This window comes from Dactylosporangium sp. NPDC000244 (assembly GCF_040300725.1).
In the GTDB taxonomy this organism is placed as follows: domain Bacteria; phylum Actinomycetota; class Actinomycetes; order Mycobacteriales; family Micromonosporaceae; genus Dactylosporangium.
Genome location: NZ_JBEPEH010000035.1, coordinates 41,608 through 55,932, shown reverse-complemented (window position 1 = coordinate 55,932; position 14,325 = coordinate 41,608). Strand labels below are relative to the sequence as shown.

The following is a 14,325-nucleotide window of genomic DNA, read 5'->3' as shown; positions in this document are numbered from 1 at the left end:
GCCCCTCGGGCGCTCAGCGCAGGCCGAGCGAGCGCAGCTCGAGCTGGGCCAGGGCCTCCACCGTCTCCGGATCGCCGCGGCGCCACCGGGCGGCCACCTCGGGGTCGACCTTGATGAGGCGCTTGAGCGGCTGCGTCGCCAGCGCGCGCAGGGCCAGCAGGTCCCGCCCCGCCGTCACCGTGCGCAGCCTCGCAGCCGACGCCGCCCGCCGCGCCCAGCGGACGCGCAGCGGCAGCCAGACACCGACGACAAACAGCACCGGCACCACCACGACGACCACGGACAGGATCCAGGCCAGGTCGTTGACGATCTCCTGCTGGTCCTTGCCGGCGTTGGCCAGCGAGGTCGCGGCGTTCGCGGCGTTGCGGAACGGGGTCGCGATCGAGTCGCCGACGCCGGGCACCTTGTCGATCTTGTCGCCGGCCGAGTTGAGGTTCGAGGCCAGCCCGTTGCCGGCGCCCTCGAGCTTCTGGCCGGGCACGGCGAGCTTCTGGATGAGGTCGAACAGGCTCATCCCGAGCCGGATCCAGGCGTACACCCACACGACGACGAGCGCGTCGGTCAGGAACTGCCGGAAGGCGACGGGGGCGCGGTCGGCATAGAGCTTCATGGCTCCCAGCGTCGCGTACGCCGCGGGTTATTGCAGTGTCTGGTAGAGGGAATCGGGCGCCTGCTCGACCGTGGAGGAGTCCGGGCGTTCGATCTTGATCGTCTTGCTGCCGAAGTTCGCGAACTTCGCCGTGGTGCTCGACGCGGGCGCGGAGCCGAGCGGCGGGGTGTGCGTGACGAGCTGCGTGACGTATCCGTTCGCGTCGACCGTGGCCTCGAACGGCACGCTCTTGAGCGCCTCGGTCGCGCCGGCGCCGGCCGCGACCGGGTTCTTCGTCTTGTCCAGGGTGCCGCTGAACGTGCCCGGACCCGTCTGCGTCACGGTGACGATCTCGCCGGGGAGGGCGCCCAGGCCGGTCGGGCTGCCGGTGGCGTCGAGCCCGAGCTTGGACAGCGACTTGACCTTGGTGACGTCCAGGTGTGCCCAGCGGTCGGTGGTGATCCCGGTGACCTGCAGGTACAGGTCGGGGCTGACCAGTACCGCCGAGATGTCGATCTTCCGGTCGGGGGTGAGCAGCTCGGCCTTGTAGGCGGTCGCCTTCTTGGCAGGGTCGGACGCGCCGTCGCCCTGCATCTGCCCGAGCGCGCCGAGGTCCGAGTCGATCGTGAACGACAGCGCGACGCCGTTCGTCTTCGCGACGGCCGCCTTGAACACGGACGCCGGGTCGGTCGCCACGGGCGCGGCGCTGCTCGTCGCCGGGGCGCCGGACGACGACGAGGGTTTGGCGCCATCGGTACAGCCGGTCAGGGCCAGCGCCGCCACCAGGACCGCCGCCGCGAGGCGCTCAGCCCTCGCGCGCATGGCTGACGGCGTCGGCGACGATGTGCGCGATGTGCTCATCGATCAGAGCGTAGGCGATCTCGCGGCCGCGCCGGGAACCGCGCACGACGCCGGCGCCGCGCAGGACGCGCAGGTGCTGCGACACGAGCGGCTGCGGGGCGCCGAGGGTCTCGACCAGCTCGTGGACGCAGCGCGGCCCGTCGGCGAGCTCGGTCACGATGCGGATGCGCAGCGGGGCGGAGAGGGCCTTGAGCAGCTCGCCGGCGGCCTCGTACCCGTCGTTCGGGTGCCCGTTCCGGTGCCCGTTCGACGGCTCAGGCGACGGCACTTGGCTCGACCTCCTCCGCCTCGGCGGGGGTGCTGCGATGGCGGGCGCGGCGGGCGGCGCGCAGCGCGGAGACGGCGACGGTCACGGCGAAGAAGCCGGCGATGGCGAGCAGGACGACCGTGGCGCCCGGGCCGGTGTCGATCGCCGTCGACAGCCACACGCCCAGGCCCGACACGAGCAGGCCGATGCCGATCGCGGTCAGCATCGTGGCGCGGAAGCCGCGGGTGATCTGCTGGGCCGTCGCCACCGGGACGACCATGAGCGCGCTGACCAGCAGCAGGCCGACGGCGCGCATGGCCACGGTGACGGTCACCGCCGTGGTGATCGCGAGGATCAGGTTCAGGGTGCGCACCGGCAGGCCGGACACGCGGGCGTACTCCTCGTCGTGGCACACGGCGAACAGCCAGGGCCGCAGCAGGATCGCCACCGCCAGCACGGCGACGCCCAGGATCAGCATGACCGTCAGGTCCTGGCGGTTCGTGGTGAGGGGGCTGCCGAAGAGGTACGTCACCAGACTCCGGCTGCTCTGCTCGTCCGACAGGTTCACGAGGACCACGCCGCCGGAGATGCCGCCGTAGAAGAGCATGGACAGGGCGATGTCGCCCGAGGTGCGGCCGCGCTCGCGGACCAGCTCGATGACCACGGCGCCGGCCGCGGCGGCCAGGACCGCCATGATCACGGGGGAGCGGTGCAGCAGCAGGCCGAGGCCGACGCCCGTGAGCGCGACGTGGCCCAGGCCGTCGCCGATCAGGGAGAGGCGCCGCTGCACCAGGTAGGTGCCGATGGCGGGCGCGGACGCGCCGGTGATGAGCGCGCCGAGCAGGGCGCGGATCATGAAGTCGTAGGCGAAGATGCTCACGCCGGCCCCGCTCAGGCCGCGGCGACGTTCGGGCGCACGCGCCCGTCGGCCGCGGTGTGGACGTCGGCCGCGGTGTGGACGTGGCCGTCGGGCGCCGGGTGGGTGTGGACGTGCAGGTCGGCGGCGTCGGCGTGGGGGTGCACGTGGTCGTTGTCCGTCGTCGGCGGGGCGCCGTCGTGCACGATCTCGCCGCGGTTCACCACGACCGCGCGGGTGATCAGGGGGCGCAGCGGGCCCAGCTCGTGCGCGACGAAGACGACCGTGCCGCCCTGGGTCACGAAGCGGCGCAGGCACCCGGCGAACAGCTCCTGGCTCACCGCGTCGACGCCCGCCGTCGGCTCGTCCAGCACCAGCAGCTCCGGGCCGCCGGCCAGGGCGCGGGCGATGAGCACCCGCTGCTGCTGGCCGCCGGACAGCACGGAGACCGGCTCGCGGGCGCGATCGGCCAGGCCGACCGCCTCGAGGGCCTCGGCCACGGCGCGCCGGTCGGCCGGGGACGCCGGGCGCAGGAAGCCGCGGCGGGCCAGCCGGCCCTCGGCCACGACCTCGCCGACGGTCGCGGGCACGCCGGAGCCGGCGCCGACGCGCTGGGGCACGTAGCCGATGCGGTGCCAGCCGCGGAAGCGCCGCAGCGGGGTGCCGAAGAGCCGCACCTCGCCGCCGGCCAGCGGGGCCAGCCCCATCGAGGCCTTCACGAGGGTGGACTTGCCCGAGCCGTTGGCGCCGAGGACGGCGACCACCTCGCCCGCGCGCACCGAGAGCGAGACCCCGTCGAGGACGGGCCGGCCATCGTAGGCGACGACCGCCCGTTCGACCTGGAGAACCACCCTTCGAGCCTGCCCGATAATGGGAATCGTTGTCAACTTGCCTTGTAGGCCGCGGCGACCACGAGCAGTGCGAGGATGATCACGCGGGGGACCCGCATCTGGGGCGGGGTGATGGCCCACGTCTTCGTGATCAGCCAGATCAGGGCGGCGGCGAACACCAGCAGCACCGCCGAGCCCACGATTCCCGGCAGCAACAGCCCGAGGAAGACCAGCACCGCGGCGGCGAGGAACGCCACGGTCTTGTTCATCCGATTGAGGCGGAGGAGCACACGCTCGGTCATGGGGCCAGACGTCCTTCCGTATGCTCGGCGGCATGCTCGTGATGACCAGGTTCGTCGTCGAGGAGGACGACGGCTTCGCCGGCCGTGCTCACACCGCGCTCGCCGCCCTCGCGGCCTGCCCAGGGTACCTTCGCGGCCGCCTCGGACGCGCGTTCGACGATCCGGCCCACTGGAGCATCGTCACCGAGTGGGAGTCGGTCGGGGCCTACCGCCGCGCGCTGTCGAACTTCGACGTCAAGATGCACGCCACGCCGCTGCTGGCCCAGGCCCTCGACGAGCCCTCCGCGTTCGAGGTGCTGGCCGAGGCCGCGCCGGGCGGCGACCTGACCGTGTCCACCAGTGACCGCGCCTGAGCGCAAGCGCTCGCCCGGCGCGCTTGGATAGGCTGAACGCCATGATGCCGCCGCAGGCCGGCCCGACTCCCCTCTGGGAGCAGGCCGACGAGGTCCCGCCCCCGCCGCGCGGGCCGGGCGTGGCCGCGCCGTTCGCCTCCCCGCCGCGGGACCGTGACCTGCGCGGACTGTGGTGGGGGCTGGGCATCGGCGGGCTGGTCCTCGTGCTGTGCTGCGTCGGCGGCATCGTCGGCGTCACGCTCCTGGTGCCCTACGCCGACTCGATCGGCAAGGGCCAGGTCGCCGCCGTGGTCGAGGACTACCTCACCGCCGTGCGGGACCAGGACTACGCCACCGCCCGCCGTCAGCTGTGCGACGCGCAGCAGCGCACACACTCGGTCGGCTGGTTCTCCGACCACTTCGGCGCCACGCCGGTCACCGACTTCAAGGTCAACGCGGACGACGTCACGATCAGCAACACGATCACCGTCCCGGCCCAGGTGCGCGAGCGCACGACATGGGTCGATCACGAGTACACAATGGAACAGGCCGGCACCCGCTACGTGATCTGCGGGGGCATCGACTAGACCGACCGCGGCGCGGGGCCGCCCGGCGCGCCCGTTAATCTGGTGCGGCTCGCCGCGGCGTAACCGTACCGTCGATGGTGACGTTTGACGGTTTGCCCGGGTAACGACCCAAGTCCGGACACCACACGACCAGCCTTGCCGACAGCCAGTCGCCGTGAGGCTTAGGAGGAACCATGGCCGCAGATCGCATCGATTCCGTCGTCAGCCTCGCGAAGCGCCGCGGCTTTGTCTTCCCGTCGAGCGAGATCTACGGAGGCACGCGCTCGGCCTGGGACTACGGCCCGCTGGGCGTGGAGCTCAAGGACAACGTCCGCCGGCAGTGGTGGCGCACCATGGTCCAGCAGCGCGACGACATCGTCGGTCTGGACTCCGCCGTGATCCTGGCCCGCGACGTCTGGGTCGCCTCCGGCCACGTCGACGCGTTCGTCGACCCGCTGACCGAGTGCGCCTCGTGCCACAAGCGCTTCCGGGCCGACCACCTCGAGGAGGCCTGGGTCGAGAAGAACGGCACCGAGAAGCCGTTCGTGCTCGGCGAGATCAACTGCCCGAACTGCGGCAACAAGGGCACCTTCAGCGAGCCGCGGATGTTCAACGGCCTCATGAAGACCTACCTGGGCGCCGTGGAGAACGACGAGGGCCTGCACTACCTGCGCCCCGAGACCGCGCAGGGCATCTTCGTCAACTTCAACAACGTGGCCGGCGCGGCGCGCAAGAAGCCGCCGTTCGGCATCGCGCAGATCGGCAAGAGCTTCCGCAACGAGATCACGCCGGGCAACTTCATCTTCCGCACGCGCGAGTTCGAGCAGATGGAGATGGAGTTCTTCGTCGAGCCGGGCAGCGACGAGCAGTGGCACGAGTACTGGCTGCAGGAGCGCTGGAACTGGTACATCGGCCTGGGCATCTCCGAGGCGAACCTGCGCTTCTACGAGCACCCGAAGGAGAAGCTCTCGCACTACTCGAAGCGGACGGTCGACATCGAGTACCGCTTCCGCTTCGGTGGCCAGGAGTTCTCCGAGCTCGAGGGCATCGCGAACCGCACGGACTTCGACCTCACCACGCACTCCAAGCACTCCGGCGTCGACCTGTCCTACTTCGACCAGGAGAAGAAGGAGCGGTGGGTGCCGTATGTCATCGAGCCCGCCGCCGGCCTCACCCGCGCGGTGCTGGCGTTCCTGCTCGAGGCCTACGACGAGGACGAGGCGCCGAACACCAGCGGCTCCGTCGACAAGCGCACGGTCATGCGCTTCGACAAGCGGCTCGCCCCGGTGAAGGCGGCCGTGCTCCCGCTGTCGCGCAACGCCGACCTCTCGCCCAAGGCCCGCGACCTCGCCGCCCAGCTGCGCAAGCGCTGGACGGTGGACTTCGACGACGCCCAGGGCATCGGCCGGCGGTACCGCCGCCAGGACGAGATCGGCACCCCGTACTGCCTGACGGTGGACTTCGACACGCTCAACGACAACGCGGTCACCGTGCGGGACCGCGACACGATGAGCCAGGAGCGGGTGTCGATCGACCAGGTCGAGTCGTACCTGATCGAGCGCCTCCCGGGCTGCTAGTCCACGCAAGAAGGCGAACCCCGCCGGGCCGGTCGTCGCTTGTCGGCGACCAGCCCGGCGTCGGGGGTTCACTCTCCGAAGTGTTCGTCGGCGCTTCATGCCGGCGGTACCGATCGACGGGGTAGCCTCCTGGTCGTGACGGTGACCGAGGAGCACGTACCCCCCGCGGAGGCCGAGGCGCCCCCACGCAAGCGCTGGCGGCCCGGGTCCGTCGAGGTGCTCGCGGCCCTGCTCGTGCTCGTGGTGCTGCTGCGCGGCCCGATCACCCGCTCGCTGGCCACGCCGGCGCTGCAGACCTGGCTGACGGTGTTCGTCTCGGTGCTCACCCAGGCGATCCCGTTCCTCGTCTTCGGCGTCGTGCTCTCCGCGGTCATCGCCGTGTTCATCCCGCCGTCGTTCTTCGCCAAGGCGCTGCCGTCGCACCCGGCGCTGGCGGTGCCGACGGCGTCCGTGGCCGGCGTGGTGCTGCCCGGCTGCGAGTGCGCGTCGGTGCCCGTGGCCGGCGCGCTCGTCCAGCGCGGGGTCACCCCGGCCGCGGCGTTCGCGTTCCTGCTCGCCTCGCCCGCCGTCAACCCGATCGTGCTGATCTCCACCGCGGTCGCCTTCCCGGGCCAGCCGCAGATGGTGGTGGGCCGGGCGGTGGCCAGTCTCGTGGTCGCCTGCCTGATGGGCTGGCTGTGGCAGGCGTTCGGCAAGGGCAGCTGGCTGCGGATGCCGTCGCGGGCGCACCTGGACGGCATGGCCAAGTGGCCGGCGTTCTGGGCCTCGGTGCGCCACGATGTGCTGCACGCCGGCGGGTTCCTGGTCATCGGGGCCGCGTCCGCGGCCGTCATCGCCGTCGTGGTGCCCAAGACCTGGCTGGAGCACGTCGCGTCCAACCCGGTCCTGGCGATCGTCGTGATGGGGCTGCTCGCCGTCCTGCTGTCGATCTGCTCGGAGGCCGACGCGTTCGTGGCCGCCTCGCTGACCCAGTTCTCGCTCACCGCCCGGCTGGCGTTCCTCGTCGTCGGGCCGATGATCGACCTGAAGCTCTTCGCGATGCAGGCGGGCATCTTCGGGCGCCGGTTCGCGCTGCGCTTCGCGCCCGCCACGTTCGTCATGGCGATCCTCGTCTCCGCGATCCTGGGACCGGTGCTGTTGTGAACAAGCAGGCGCAGGCCGTCATTCTGCTGCTCATCGGCGGGGCGGTGCTGCGGGCGTCGCTGTCGGGGCAATACCTCAACTACGTCAAGGCGGGCCTGCAGCCGTATCTCATCGCCGCCGGCGCGATCCTGGTGGTCGCGGGGGCCTTCACGTTGTGGTACGAGCTGCGCGGCGCGAAGACCGCGCGCGGCGGCGACAACGCGCACGGGCACGCCCACGGCGACGACGACGGGCACGGTCACGCCCACGGCGGCCCGAAGGTCGCCTGGCTGCTGCTCGCGCCGGTGCTGGGGCTGCTGCTGTTCGCGCCGCCCGCGCTCGGCTCCTACGCCGCCGGGCGCTCCGGTTCGGCGGTGACCGCCCGCTCGGAATACGCGCCGCTGCCCGCCGGCGACCCGCTGAGCCTCACGATGCTCGACTACGCCTCGCGGGCCGTGTTCGACAAGGGCGTCTCGCTCGGCGAGCGCCGCATCCAGCTCACCGGCTTCGTGATGCGCGGGCCGCAGGACCAGTGGCTGCTGGCCCGGATGATGGTCAGCTGCTGCGCGGCCGACGCCCGGCCGGTCAAGGTCGCGCTCGACGGCGAGCTGCCCGACGGGTTGCAGGACCAGCAGTGGGTGCGCGTCACCGGCCGATACAGCGGGCGCGAGGTCACCGACAACGTCAACGGCGAGGCGATTCCCTTCATCTCGGTGTCGGATGTCACCTTGATCGCGGTGCCGCAGGAGCAGTACGAGTCGTAGATGGACTCTTCCCGACCCGCCCTCCTGGTGCTCGTCCGCCACGCCGAGTCGGCGCGCAACCAGGCCAAAAAGGGCAGTGTGTACTTCGCCGACGACGCCGCCCGCCAAGTGGTCCGCGGTGTGCCGGACCACCTCATCGACCTGACCGCCGACGGGCACAAACAGGCCGAGCAGACCGGGCACGCCGTGCGGGACCGGTTCGGCTCCTTCGACTACGTGTTCACCAGCGGGTACGCCCGGACCGACCAGACCGCCGAGGGCGTGCTGAGCGCCTACTCCGCCGCGGAACGCGCCCGGATGCGGGTCAAGACCGACCTGTTCATCCGCGAGCGGGACCCCGGATTCGCCTACGACATGACGACCGCCGAGGCCGAGGCGGCGTTCCCGTGGCTGAACGAGTACTGGCAGACGTTCGGCGGGTTCATGGCCCGCCCGCCCGGCGGGGAGAGCCTCGCCGACGTCGTCGGCCGCGTGCACACGTTCCTCAACTCGCTGTTCCGCGACCACGCCGGCCAGAAGATCATGATCGTGACGCACGGCGGGACGCTGCGCTGCTTCCGGTTCCTGCTGGAGGGCTGGACCTACGCGCAGGCGCAGCGGTGGCCGTCGGGGCAGTCCCCGGCCAACTGCGGCATCACGACCTATCAGGACACCGGCGAGCGGCTCGAGCTGCTCGACTACAACCAGGTCTACTGGACGGTCGGCTCCGCCTGAGCCGCGCCGTGACCGCGCGGCCGTGAGGTCGCTTCCGCGGGCGTCGGCGTGCTGGTCGCCGTGGATGTTCACGGGCTCGGCGGGCACCCCCGCGATCGTGGGGGTCGCTTCCGCGGGCGTCGGCGTGCTGGTCGCCGTGAATGTTCACGGGCTCGGCAGGCACCCCCGCGATCGCCGTGGTGGCGAGAAATTTTCGCGTGGGGGCCGCGCCGCGGCTCGGGCCGGATGGCGTACCCTACGGCAGCAATCGATGAACGGGGACTGATGCTGATCACGCTGACGGTCCAGCCCGATCGCGGCCGGACGCGCAGGTCGGTGCGGGCGCGCATGCGGGGCAGCCTGCGCTCGTGGAACCTGGTCGGCGGCGGTCTGTCGGTGGCCGGCCTCAGCGCGCTCGTGCTCGGCCTGCCTGTCGGCGCCGGCGTCCTGCTGACTCCCGGCGTGATCATCCTCGTCGGCCCGTGGCTGCTGACCCGCGCCGCGGCGAAGGCGCGCACCGGGGTCTTCGCGGAGACGGCGACCTACGAGATCACCGACGAGGGCGTGCGGGTCTTCACGCCGAGCCTGCGGGCGGGGTACTCGTGGCCGGCGGTCGAGCGCGTCGAGGACAACGGCGAGTTCTGGATCGTCGTGGTGAGCGGGACCGGGATGCTGGTGGTGCCGTTCACGCTGCTGCCGGAGCCTGAGGAGCGGAAGGTTCGCGATTTCCTCTCCGAGCGGGGTCTGCTCGTTCCGGTGTAGGGGTCTCGCTTCCGGCGTCGGGTTCGCTTCGGCTGTGGGGCTTCCGCTTCCGCCGCGGGTTTTCGCTTTCGCTGTGGGGCTTGCGCTTCGCCGCGGGTCTTCATGTTCGCTGCGGGGCTTCCGCTTCCGTGGCGCTTGTGGGCCTTCCGCTTCCGCTTCCGCGGGTTTTCGCTTCCGCTGCGAGTTTTCGCGAAATATCCGGCGCTTCGCTAACCGGATATTTCGGACTTATCAGCATTTTTGCGTATCGCCAGCGCGTAGAAGTGATCCTCGGCGTCGTCGTACTCGGTCAGCGTCCAGCCCGCGAGCTCGCAGGACTCCGCGAGCGGGGCCTCGGCCAGCGGCTCGTCCGGGCGCAGGGTGCGGCCGTGACGCGCGGCCAGCCTCGCGCGGCCCGAGGGGTGGAACAGCACCAGCCGGCCGCCGGGCCGGACGGCCCGGGCCAGTTCGCGCAGGCCCTCGGTCGCGTCGGGCAGGTGCGTCACCAGGCCGGCGGCGAAGATCGCGTCCAGGGCGCCGGCGGCGAACGGCAGCCGGCGGGCGTCGGCGAGCACCAGGGGCTCGTCGCGGCTCCTGGCCACGTCGAGCATCTGCGGGGTCACGTCGACGCCGACGACCACGCCCGCGGGGCCCACGGCGGCGCGCAGGGCCGGCAGGGCGCGGCCGGTGCCGCAGCCGGCGTCGAGCACGGTGCCGCCCGGTCGCAGCCCGGCCCGCCGCACGGCGGCCGCGTACGCCGGGGCGTCGTCGCCGAACCTGGTGTCCCAGGTGGCCGCGCGGGCGCCGAAGAAGGCGCGGGACTCGCGGAGGTACCACATGCCGTGCTCGGCCAGATGGGGCGCGACGTGGCGGACCACCGGCCAGGCCCGGTCGTGCAGGTCGACGACGATGTCCGCGCGGTCGCCGCGGGCCGCCTCCCCGGCGTGGCGGTCTCGTGCCGTGCGCAGCCAGACGACCACACGCGGGCCGCCGCCGCCCACGCTGATCGTCGTGCCCTCGCGGCAGACGCCCCGGGCCGCCTCGCCCAGCGCGGTCGTCAGCCGGTCGGCGGTCGCCGCCACGACCTCGGCATCCGTGCCGTCGACTACGACCGTGGCCGGACCCGGACCCACCGCGTACGTCACCAGGCTGAGCACCTCGGACCATCGCTGCGTCATAGGTCCATCATGCCCCGGGCCGATTTCCTTGGGCAGATACCAGCCTCCAGACCGATTCGTGGCCGCAACTGCGAGATATAGGCTCTCCGTCATGACCACCTTCCGGATCGGCGAGGCCGCCGAGCTGCTCGGCATCAGCGCCGACACGCTGCGGCGCTGGATCGATGCCGGGCGGCTCCCCGCCGGGCGCGACGACAACGGCCACCGCGTGATCGACGGCGTCGACCTGGCCGCGTTCGCGCGCTCGCAGGCCGCCGAGGCGGACGCGGGCACCGAGGGCTCGTCCGCGCGCAACCGGCTGCGCGGCATCGTCACCGCCGTGGTCAAGGACACCGTGATGGCCCAGGTCGACATCCAGGCCGGGCCGTTCCGGGTGGTGTCACTCATGAGCCGGGAGGCCGCCGACGAGCTCGACCTCAGGGTCGGGTCGCTGGCCGTCGCCGTGATCAAGTCGACCACCGTCGTGGTGGAGCGTGTTGACAAAGGGAGGAGCCACTCATGAGGCGTGCCGTTCTGGCCGGGCTCGTGGCCATCACGGTCGGTCTGACCGGGCTGGCCGGGTGCGGTGACGACAAGACCGACAACGGCTCGGCACCGGCCGCACCGTCGTCGGGCGCCGCGAAGGGTGTCACCGGCACCATCACCGTCTTCGCCGCCGCGTCGCTGACCGAGTCGTTCAACAAGATCGGCCAGGCGTTCGAGGCGGCCAACCCGGGCAGCAAGGTGACCTTCAACTACGCGGGCAGCTCGGCGCTGGCGACCCAGATCAACCAGGGCGCCCCGGCGGACGTTTTCGCCTCCGCCGCGCCCGCGAACATGAAGACGGTCACCGACGCCGGCAACGCCTCCGGCGACCCGACCACGTTCGTGAAGAACCAGCTCGTGATCGCGGTGCAGAGCGGCAACCCCAAGGGCATCAAGGGCCTCGCCGACCTGACCAAGCCCGGCACGAAGGTGGCCCTGTGCGCGGAGCAGGTGCCGTGCGGGGCGGCCGCGAAGACGGCGCTGACGGCGGCGAACGTGAAGCTCACCCCGGTGACGCTGGAGCAGGACGTGAAGGCGGCGCTGTCGAAGGTGACGCTCGGCGAGGTCGATGCCGCGCTCGTGTACCGCACGGACGCCCGGGCGGCCGCGCGGGATGTGGACGACGTCGAGTTCCCCGAGTCGGCGGGGGCCATCAACAGCTACCCGATCGTGGTGCTGAAGAGCGCGCCGAACGCCGCGGGAGCGAAGGCATTCGTCGAGTACGTGCTGTCGGACAAGGGCAAGGCCGTCCTCTCGGATGCGGGCTTCCAGGCTCCGTGATCCGGCACCGGATCGACGGGGGAGCGCGGCCGGGCCGCTGGGCCGGGCGCGCTCCCGGTGCCGTTCGGCATGGGCTGGCTGTTTGTGTACCGTCGCGCGGCCCGGGTCGCGGTGCGTCAGTGCTGGTTCGGGCTGGGGCTCGGCGGCTCCGGGCTGCGGTTCGGCAGGCGGCTCCGGGCTTCGGGCTGGGGTTCGGCGGCGGCTTCGGGCTGCGGTTCGGCGGCGGCTCCGCGCTGCGGTTCGGCGGCGGCTCCGCGCTGCGGTTCGGCGGCGGCTTCGGGCTGGGGCTCGGCGCGGCTTCGGCCGCGGTTCGGCGGTGTGAGGTGAGGTTGCTTGCGCAGGCGTGACGGGGGTCGGCGGGTGCCGATCGGGTTGCTCGTTCCGGCCGGGCTCGGGCTGGTGTTCCTGGTGTTGCCGCTCGCGGGGCTGCTGATCCGGGCGCCCTGGACGACGCTGCCTGAGCGGATCGCGCAGCCGGGGGTGCTCACGGCGCTGCGGCTGTCGTTGCAGAGCGCGACGATCGCGACGGTGCTGTGTCTGGTGCTCGGGGTACCGCTGGCGTGGTTGCTTGCGCGAGTGGACTTTCCGGGGCGGCGGTTCGTGCGCGCGCTCGTCACGGTGCCGCTCGTGCTGCCGCCCGTCGTCGGGGGTGTCGCGCTGCTGCTCGTGTTCGGGCGGCGGGGGCTCGTGGGGGAGTGGCTGGACAGTACGTTCGGGATCACGCTGCCGTTCACCACCAGCGCGGTCGTGCTCGCCGAGGCGTTCGTGGCGATGCCGTTCCTCATCATCGCCGTGGAGGGGGCGCTGCGCGGGGCGGACAGTCGCTACGAGGAGGCGGCGGCGACGCTCGGGGCCGGGCGGTGGACGACCTTCACGCATGTGACGCTGCCGCTGGTGGCGCCGGGGATCGCGGCCGGGGGCGTGCTGTGCTGGGCGCGGGCGCTGGGGGAGTTCGGGGCGACCATCACCTTTGCCGGGAGCTTTCCGGGCACGACTCGGACGATGCCCCTTGAGGTGTACCTCGCGCTGGAGACCGATTTGCAGGCCGCGATCGTGCTGAGCCTGATCCTGCTGGCCGTTTCGGTCGCGATCCTGGCCTCGCTGCGCGACAAATGGATCACCGCATGAGCGCGGGCGACGTGCTCGGCGGCGCGGGGGCTTATCTCGATGCGCGGGTTGTGGTCGAGCGCGGGGCGTTTCGGCTTGATGCGCACTTGCGCATCGCGGCGGGCGAAGTCGTTGCGCTGCTCGGGCCCAACGGGGCCGGGAAGACCACGGCGCTTCGGGCGCTCGCCGGCCTGACGTCGCTCACCGACGGGCACATCGTGCTGGACGGGAAGGACCTCGACCGGCCGGCTCGGCGGGTGTGGATTCCGCCGGAGCGGCGGGCCATCGGCGTGGTGTTCCAGGAGTACCTGCTGTTTCCGCATCTGACCGCCCTCGACAACGTGGCCTTCGGGCCGCGGCGGCATGGCCGGGACCGGAAGACGGCCCGCGCCGAGGCAACAGCATGGCTCGGCCGCGTCGGATTGGCCGATTTCGTTCGGCGCAAGCCGCGGCAATTGTCGGGCGGGCAGGCGCAGCGGGTGGCCTTGGCTCGGGCATTGGCGGTACAGCCGCGGCTTTTGCTGTTGGACGAACCGCTCGCCGCGCTCGACGCGGGCACGCGGGCCGACACGCGGGCCGAGCTGCAGCGGCACCTCGCCGACCATCCGGGCGCGACGCTCATCGTCACGCACGATCCGCTCGACGCGCTCGTACTCGCGGACCGGCTCGTGATTCTCGAAAACGGGGCCGTGGTGCAGGAAGGAGATTCGGCGGAAATCACGGCGCGACCCCGCACCGAATATGTGGCGCGGCTGGTGGGGCTGAACCTGTATCGCGGGCGCGCCGACGGGCACGCGGTCGACGTCGGCGGCGTCGTGCTGACGGCGGCCGATTCGCTCGACGGGGAAGCGTTCGTGGCGTTTCCGCCCTCGGCCGTCGCGCTGCATGCGACGCGGCCGGATGGGAGTCCGCGCAATACGTGGCCGGCGACGATCGCGGGGATTCAGCGGCATGGGGACAATTTGCGGATTCGGCTGGAGGGGGCGCTCGCCGCGGCCGCGGACGTCACGCCTGCGGCGGCGGCGCATTTGGAGCTGACGCCGGGCCGCGAGGTTTGGGCGGCGGTGAAGGCGGCGGAGACGCGGGCCTATCCGGCCTGAGCCACCGCGCGGCGGCAGGAAGGCCGACTCCACCAGGGCCTGACGCACGGTCTTGTCCGCCACGGTCTGCGACGCGGTCTTATGCGCTGCGGCCCGGGACGCGGTCTCGTCCACTACGGCGTGGCACGCCACGGTCTTGGGCGGCTGTGGGCGGT

19 protein-coding genes are annotated in these 14,325 nt (G+C 72.0%); 12 read left to right on the top strand and 7 right to left on the bottom strand.

Annotated features, from left to right (window positions below):
* Positions 1-13 precede the first annotated feature (13 nt).
* The 6 genes from ABT369_RS40745 to ABT369_RS40720 are packed head-to-tail and all read right to left on the bottom strand — an operon-like array spanning position 14 to position 3,685.
* Positions 14-610, bottom strand: a complete 597-nt coding sequence (locus ABT369_RS40745) for a hypothetical protein (protein WP_350620777.1) — start codon at positions 608-610, stop codon at positions 14-16.
* Positions 611-637: 27 nt separating this feature from the next.
* Positions 638-1,411, bottom strand: coding sequence for a hypothetical protein (locus ABT369_RS40740; protein ID WP_350620775.1), 774 nt, complete (start codon positions 1,409-1,411; stop codon positions 638-640).
* On the bottom strand, positions 1,395-1,718 hold the full coding sequence (locus ABT369_RS40735; RefSeq protein ID WP_350620773.1) for an ArsR/SmtB family transcription factor: 324 nt from the start codon (positions 1,716-1,718) through the stop codon (positions 1,395-1,397). The genes ABT369_RS40740 and ABT369_RS40735 overlap by 17 nt, the downstream gene beginning before the upstream one ends.
* Positions 1,705-2,577, bottom strand: a complete 873-nt coding sequence (locus ABT369_RS40730) for a metal ABC transporter permease (RefSeq protein ID WP_350620771.1) — start codon at positions 2,575-2,577, stop codon at positions 1,705-1,707. The genes ABT369_RS40735 and ABT369_RS40730 overlap by 14 nt, the downstream gene beginning before the upstream one ends.
* 11 nt (positions 2,578-2,588) lie before the next feature.
* The gene (locus ABT369_RS40725) at positions 2,589-3,404 is read right to left on the bottom strand and encodes a metal ABC transporter ATP-binding protein (protein ID WP_350620769.1); all 816 of its coding nucleotides are present in this window, start codon (positions 3,402-3,404) and stop codon (positions 2,589-2,591) included.
* 32 nt (positions 3,405-3,436) lie between these two features.
* Positions 3,437-3,685, bottom strand: coding sequence for a DUF6703 family protein (locus tag ABT369_RS40720; protein WP_350620767.1), 249 nt, complete (start codon positions 3,683-3,685; stop codon positions 3,437-3,439).
* 32 nt (positions 3,686-3,717) lie between these two features.
* Between ABT369_RS40720 and ABT369_RS40715 the strand changes: the two genes are divergently transcribed.
* The 7 genes from ABT369_RS40715 to ABT369_RS40685 all read left to right on the top strand — a co-directional run bounded on the left by ABT369_RS40715 (position 3,718) and on the right by ABT369_RS40685 (position 9,501).
* Positions 3,718-4,038 carry an antibiotic biosynthesis monooxygenase family protein gene (locus tag ABT369_RS40715; protein ID WP_350620765.1) on the top strand — a complete coding sequence of 107 codons (321 nt, stop codon included), beginning with the start codon at positions 3,718-3,720 and terminating at the stop codon, positions 4,036-4,038.
* 41 nt (positions 4,039-4,079) lie between these two features.
* A complete protein-coding gene (locus tag ABT369_RS40710; RefSeq protein WP_350620763.1) occupies positions 4,080-4,604 on the top strand; it encodes a hypothetical protein in 525 nt (174 codons plus the stop codon).
* Between the two features lie 173 nt (positions 4,605-4,777).
* Positions 4,778-6,160 carry a glycine--tRNA ligase gene (locus ABT369_RS40705; RefSeq protein ID WP_350620761.1) on the top strand — a complete coding sequence of 461 codons (1,383 nt, stop codon included), beginning with the start codon at positions 4,778-4,780 and terminating at the stop codon, positions 6,158-6,160.
* Between the two features lie 135 nt (positions 6,161-6,295).
* Positions 6,296-7,303, top strand: a complete 1,008-nt coding sequence (locus ABT369_RS40700) for a permease (protein WP_502891882.1) — start codon at positions 6,296-6,298, stop codon at positions 7,301-7,303.
* Complete coding sequence (locus tag ABT369_RS40695; protein WP_350620759.1) at positions 7,300-8,046, top strand: TIGR03943 family putative permease subunit; 747 nt, start codon at positions 7,300-7,302, stop codon at positions 8,044-8,046. The genes ABT369_RS40700 and ABT369_RS40695 overlap by 4 nt, the downstream gene beginning before the upstream one ends.
* Positions 8,047-8,760, top strand: a complete 714-nt coding sequence (locus tag ABT369_RS40690; RefSeq protein WP_350620757.1) for a histidine phosphatase family protein — start codon at positions 8,047-8,049, stop codon at positions 8,758-8,760.
* 264 nt (positions 8,761-9,024) lie between these two features.
* Entirely contained in the window at positions 9,025-9,501 is a 477-nt protein-coding gene (locus ABT369_RS40685) for a YcxB family protein (RefSeq protein WP_350620755.1), read from the top strand.
* 209 nt (positions 9,502-9,710) lie between these two features.
* Here ABT369_RS40685 and ABT369_RS40680 read toward each other — a convergent pair whose 3' ends face one another.
* Positions 9,711-10,658: a class I SAM-dependent methyltransferase gene (locus ABT369_RS40680; RefSeq protein WP_350620753.1), complete on the bottom strand. Its 948-nt coding sequence runs from the start codon at positions 10,656-10,658 to the stop codon at positions 9,711-9,713.
* A 91-nt stretch (positions 10,659-10,749) separates the two neighbouring features.
* Here ABT369_RS40680 and ABT369_RS40675 point away from each other — a divergent pair, with 91 nt between their 5' ends.
* The 5 genes from ABT369_RS40675 to ABT369_RS40655 all read left to right on the top strand — a co-directional run bounded on the left by ABT369_RS40675 (position 10,750) and on the right by ABT369_RS40655 (position 14,170).
* The gene (locus ABT369_RS40675) at positions 10,750-11,160 is read left to right on the top strand and encodes a TOBE domain-containing protein (protein WP_350620751.1); all 411 of its coding nucleotides are present in this window, start codon (positions 10,750-10,752) and stop codon (positions 11,158-11,160) included.
* The gene (gene modA, locus ABT369_RS40670) at positions 11,157-11,963 is read left to right on the top strand and encodes a molybdate ABC transporter substrate-binding protein (protein WP_350620749.1); all 807 of its coding nucleotides are present in this window, start codon (positions 11,157-11,159) and stop codon (positions 11,961-11,963) included. Before ABT369_RS40675 ends, modA begins: the two co-directional genes overlap by 4 nt.
* A 119-nt stretch (positions 11,964-12,082) precedes the next feature.
* Positions 12,083-12,310 carry a hypothetical protein gene (locus tag ABT369_RS40665; RefSeq protein ID WP_350620747.1) on the top strand — a complete coding sequence of 76 codons (228 nt, stop codon included), beginning with the start codon at positions 12,083-12,085 and terminating at the stop codon, positions 12,308-12,310.
* Positions 12,297-13,091, top strand: a complete 795-nt coding sequence (locus tag ABT369_RS40660) for an ABC transporter permease (RefSeq protein ID WP_350620745.1) — start codon at positions 12,297-12,299, stop codon at positions 13,089-13,091. Before ABT369_RS40665 ends, ABT369_RS40660 begins: the two co-directional genes overlap by 14 nt.
* The gene (locus tag ABT369_RS40655) at positions 13,088-14,170 is read left to right on the top strand and encodes an ABC transporter ATP-binding protein (RefSeq protein WP_350620743.1); all 1,083 of its coding nucleotides are present in this window, start codon (positions 13,088-13,090) and stop codon (positions 14,168-14,170) included. Before ABT369_RS40660 ends, ABT369_RS40655 begins: the two co-directional genes overlap by 4 nt.
* Positions 14,171-14,325 lie beyond the last annotated feature (155 nt).

What these genes read in the sequence shown, in the direction of transcription:
- ABT369_RS40745 (WP_350620777.1), bottom strand. Translation starts at nt 610, where the DNA reads ATGAAGCTCTATGCCGACCGCGCCCCCGTCGCCTTCCGGCAGTTCCTG.
- ABT369_RS40740 (WP_350620775.1), bottom strand. Translation starts at nt 1,411, where the DNA reads ATGCGCGCGAGGGCTGAGCGCCTCGCGGCGGCGGTCCTGGTGGCGGCG.
- ABT369_RS40720 (WP_350620767.1), bottom strand. Translation starts at nt 3,685, where the DNA reads ATGACCGAGCGTGTGCTCCTCCGCCTCAATCGGATGAACAAGACCGTG.
- ABT369_RS40715 (WP_350620765.1), top strand. Translation starts at nt 3,718, where the DNA reads ATGCTCGTGATGACCAGGTTCGTCGTCGAGGAGGACGACGGCTTCGCC.
- ABT369_RS40710 (WP_350620763.1), top strand. Translation starts at nt 4,080, where the DNA reads ATGATGCCGCCGCAGGCCGGCCCGACTCCCCTCTGGGAGCAGGCCGAC.
- ABT369_RS40705 (WP_350620761.1), top strand. Translation starts at nt 4,778, where the DNA reads ATGGCCGCAGATCGCATCGATTCCGTCGTCAGCCTCGCGAAGCGCCGC.
- ABT369_RS40690 (WP_350620757.1), top strand. Translation starts at nt 8,047, where the DNA reads ATGGACTCTTCCCGACCCGCCCTCCTGGTGCTCGTCCGCCACGCCGAG.
- ABT369_RS40685 (WP_350620755.1), top strand. Translation starts at nt 9,025, where the DNA reads ATGCTGATCACGCTGACGGTCCAGCCCGATCGCGGCCGGACGCGCAGG.
- ABT369_RS40680 (WP_350620753.1), bottom strand. Translation starts at nt 10,658, where the DNA reads ATGACGCAGCGATGGTCCGAGGTGCTCAGCCTGGTGACGTACGCGGTG.
- ABT369_RS40675 (WP_350620751.1), top strand. Translation starts at nt 10,750, where the DNA reads ATGACCACCTTCCGGATCGGCGAGGCCGCCGAGCTGCTCGGCATCAGC.
- modA (WP_350620749.1), top strand. Translation starts at nt 11,157, where the DNA reads ATGAGGCGTGCCGTTCTGGCCGGGCTCGTGGCCATCACGGTCGGTCTG.
- ABT369_RS40655 (WP_350620743.1), top strand. Translation starts at nt 13,088, where the DNA reads ATGAGCGCGGGCGACGTGCTCGGCGGCGCGGGGGCTTATCTCGATGCG.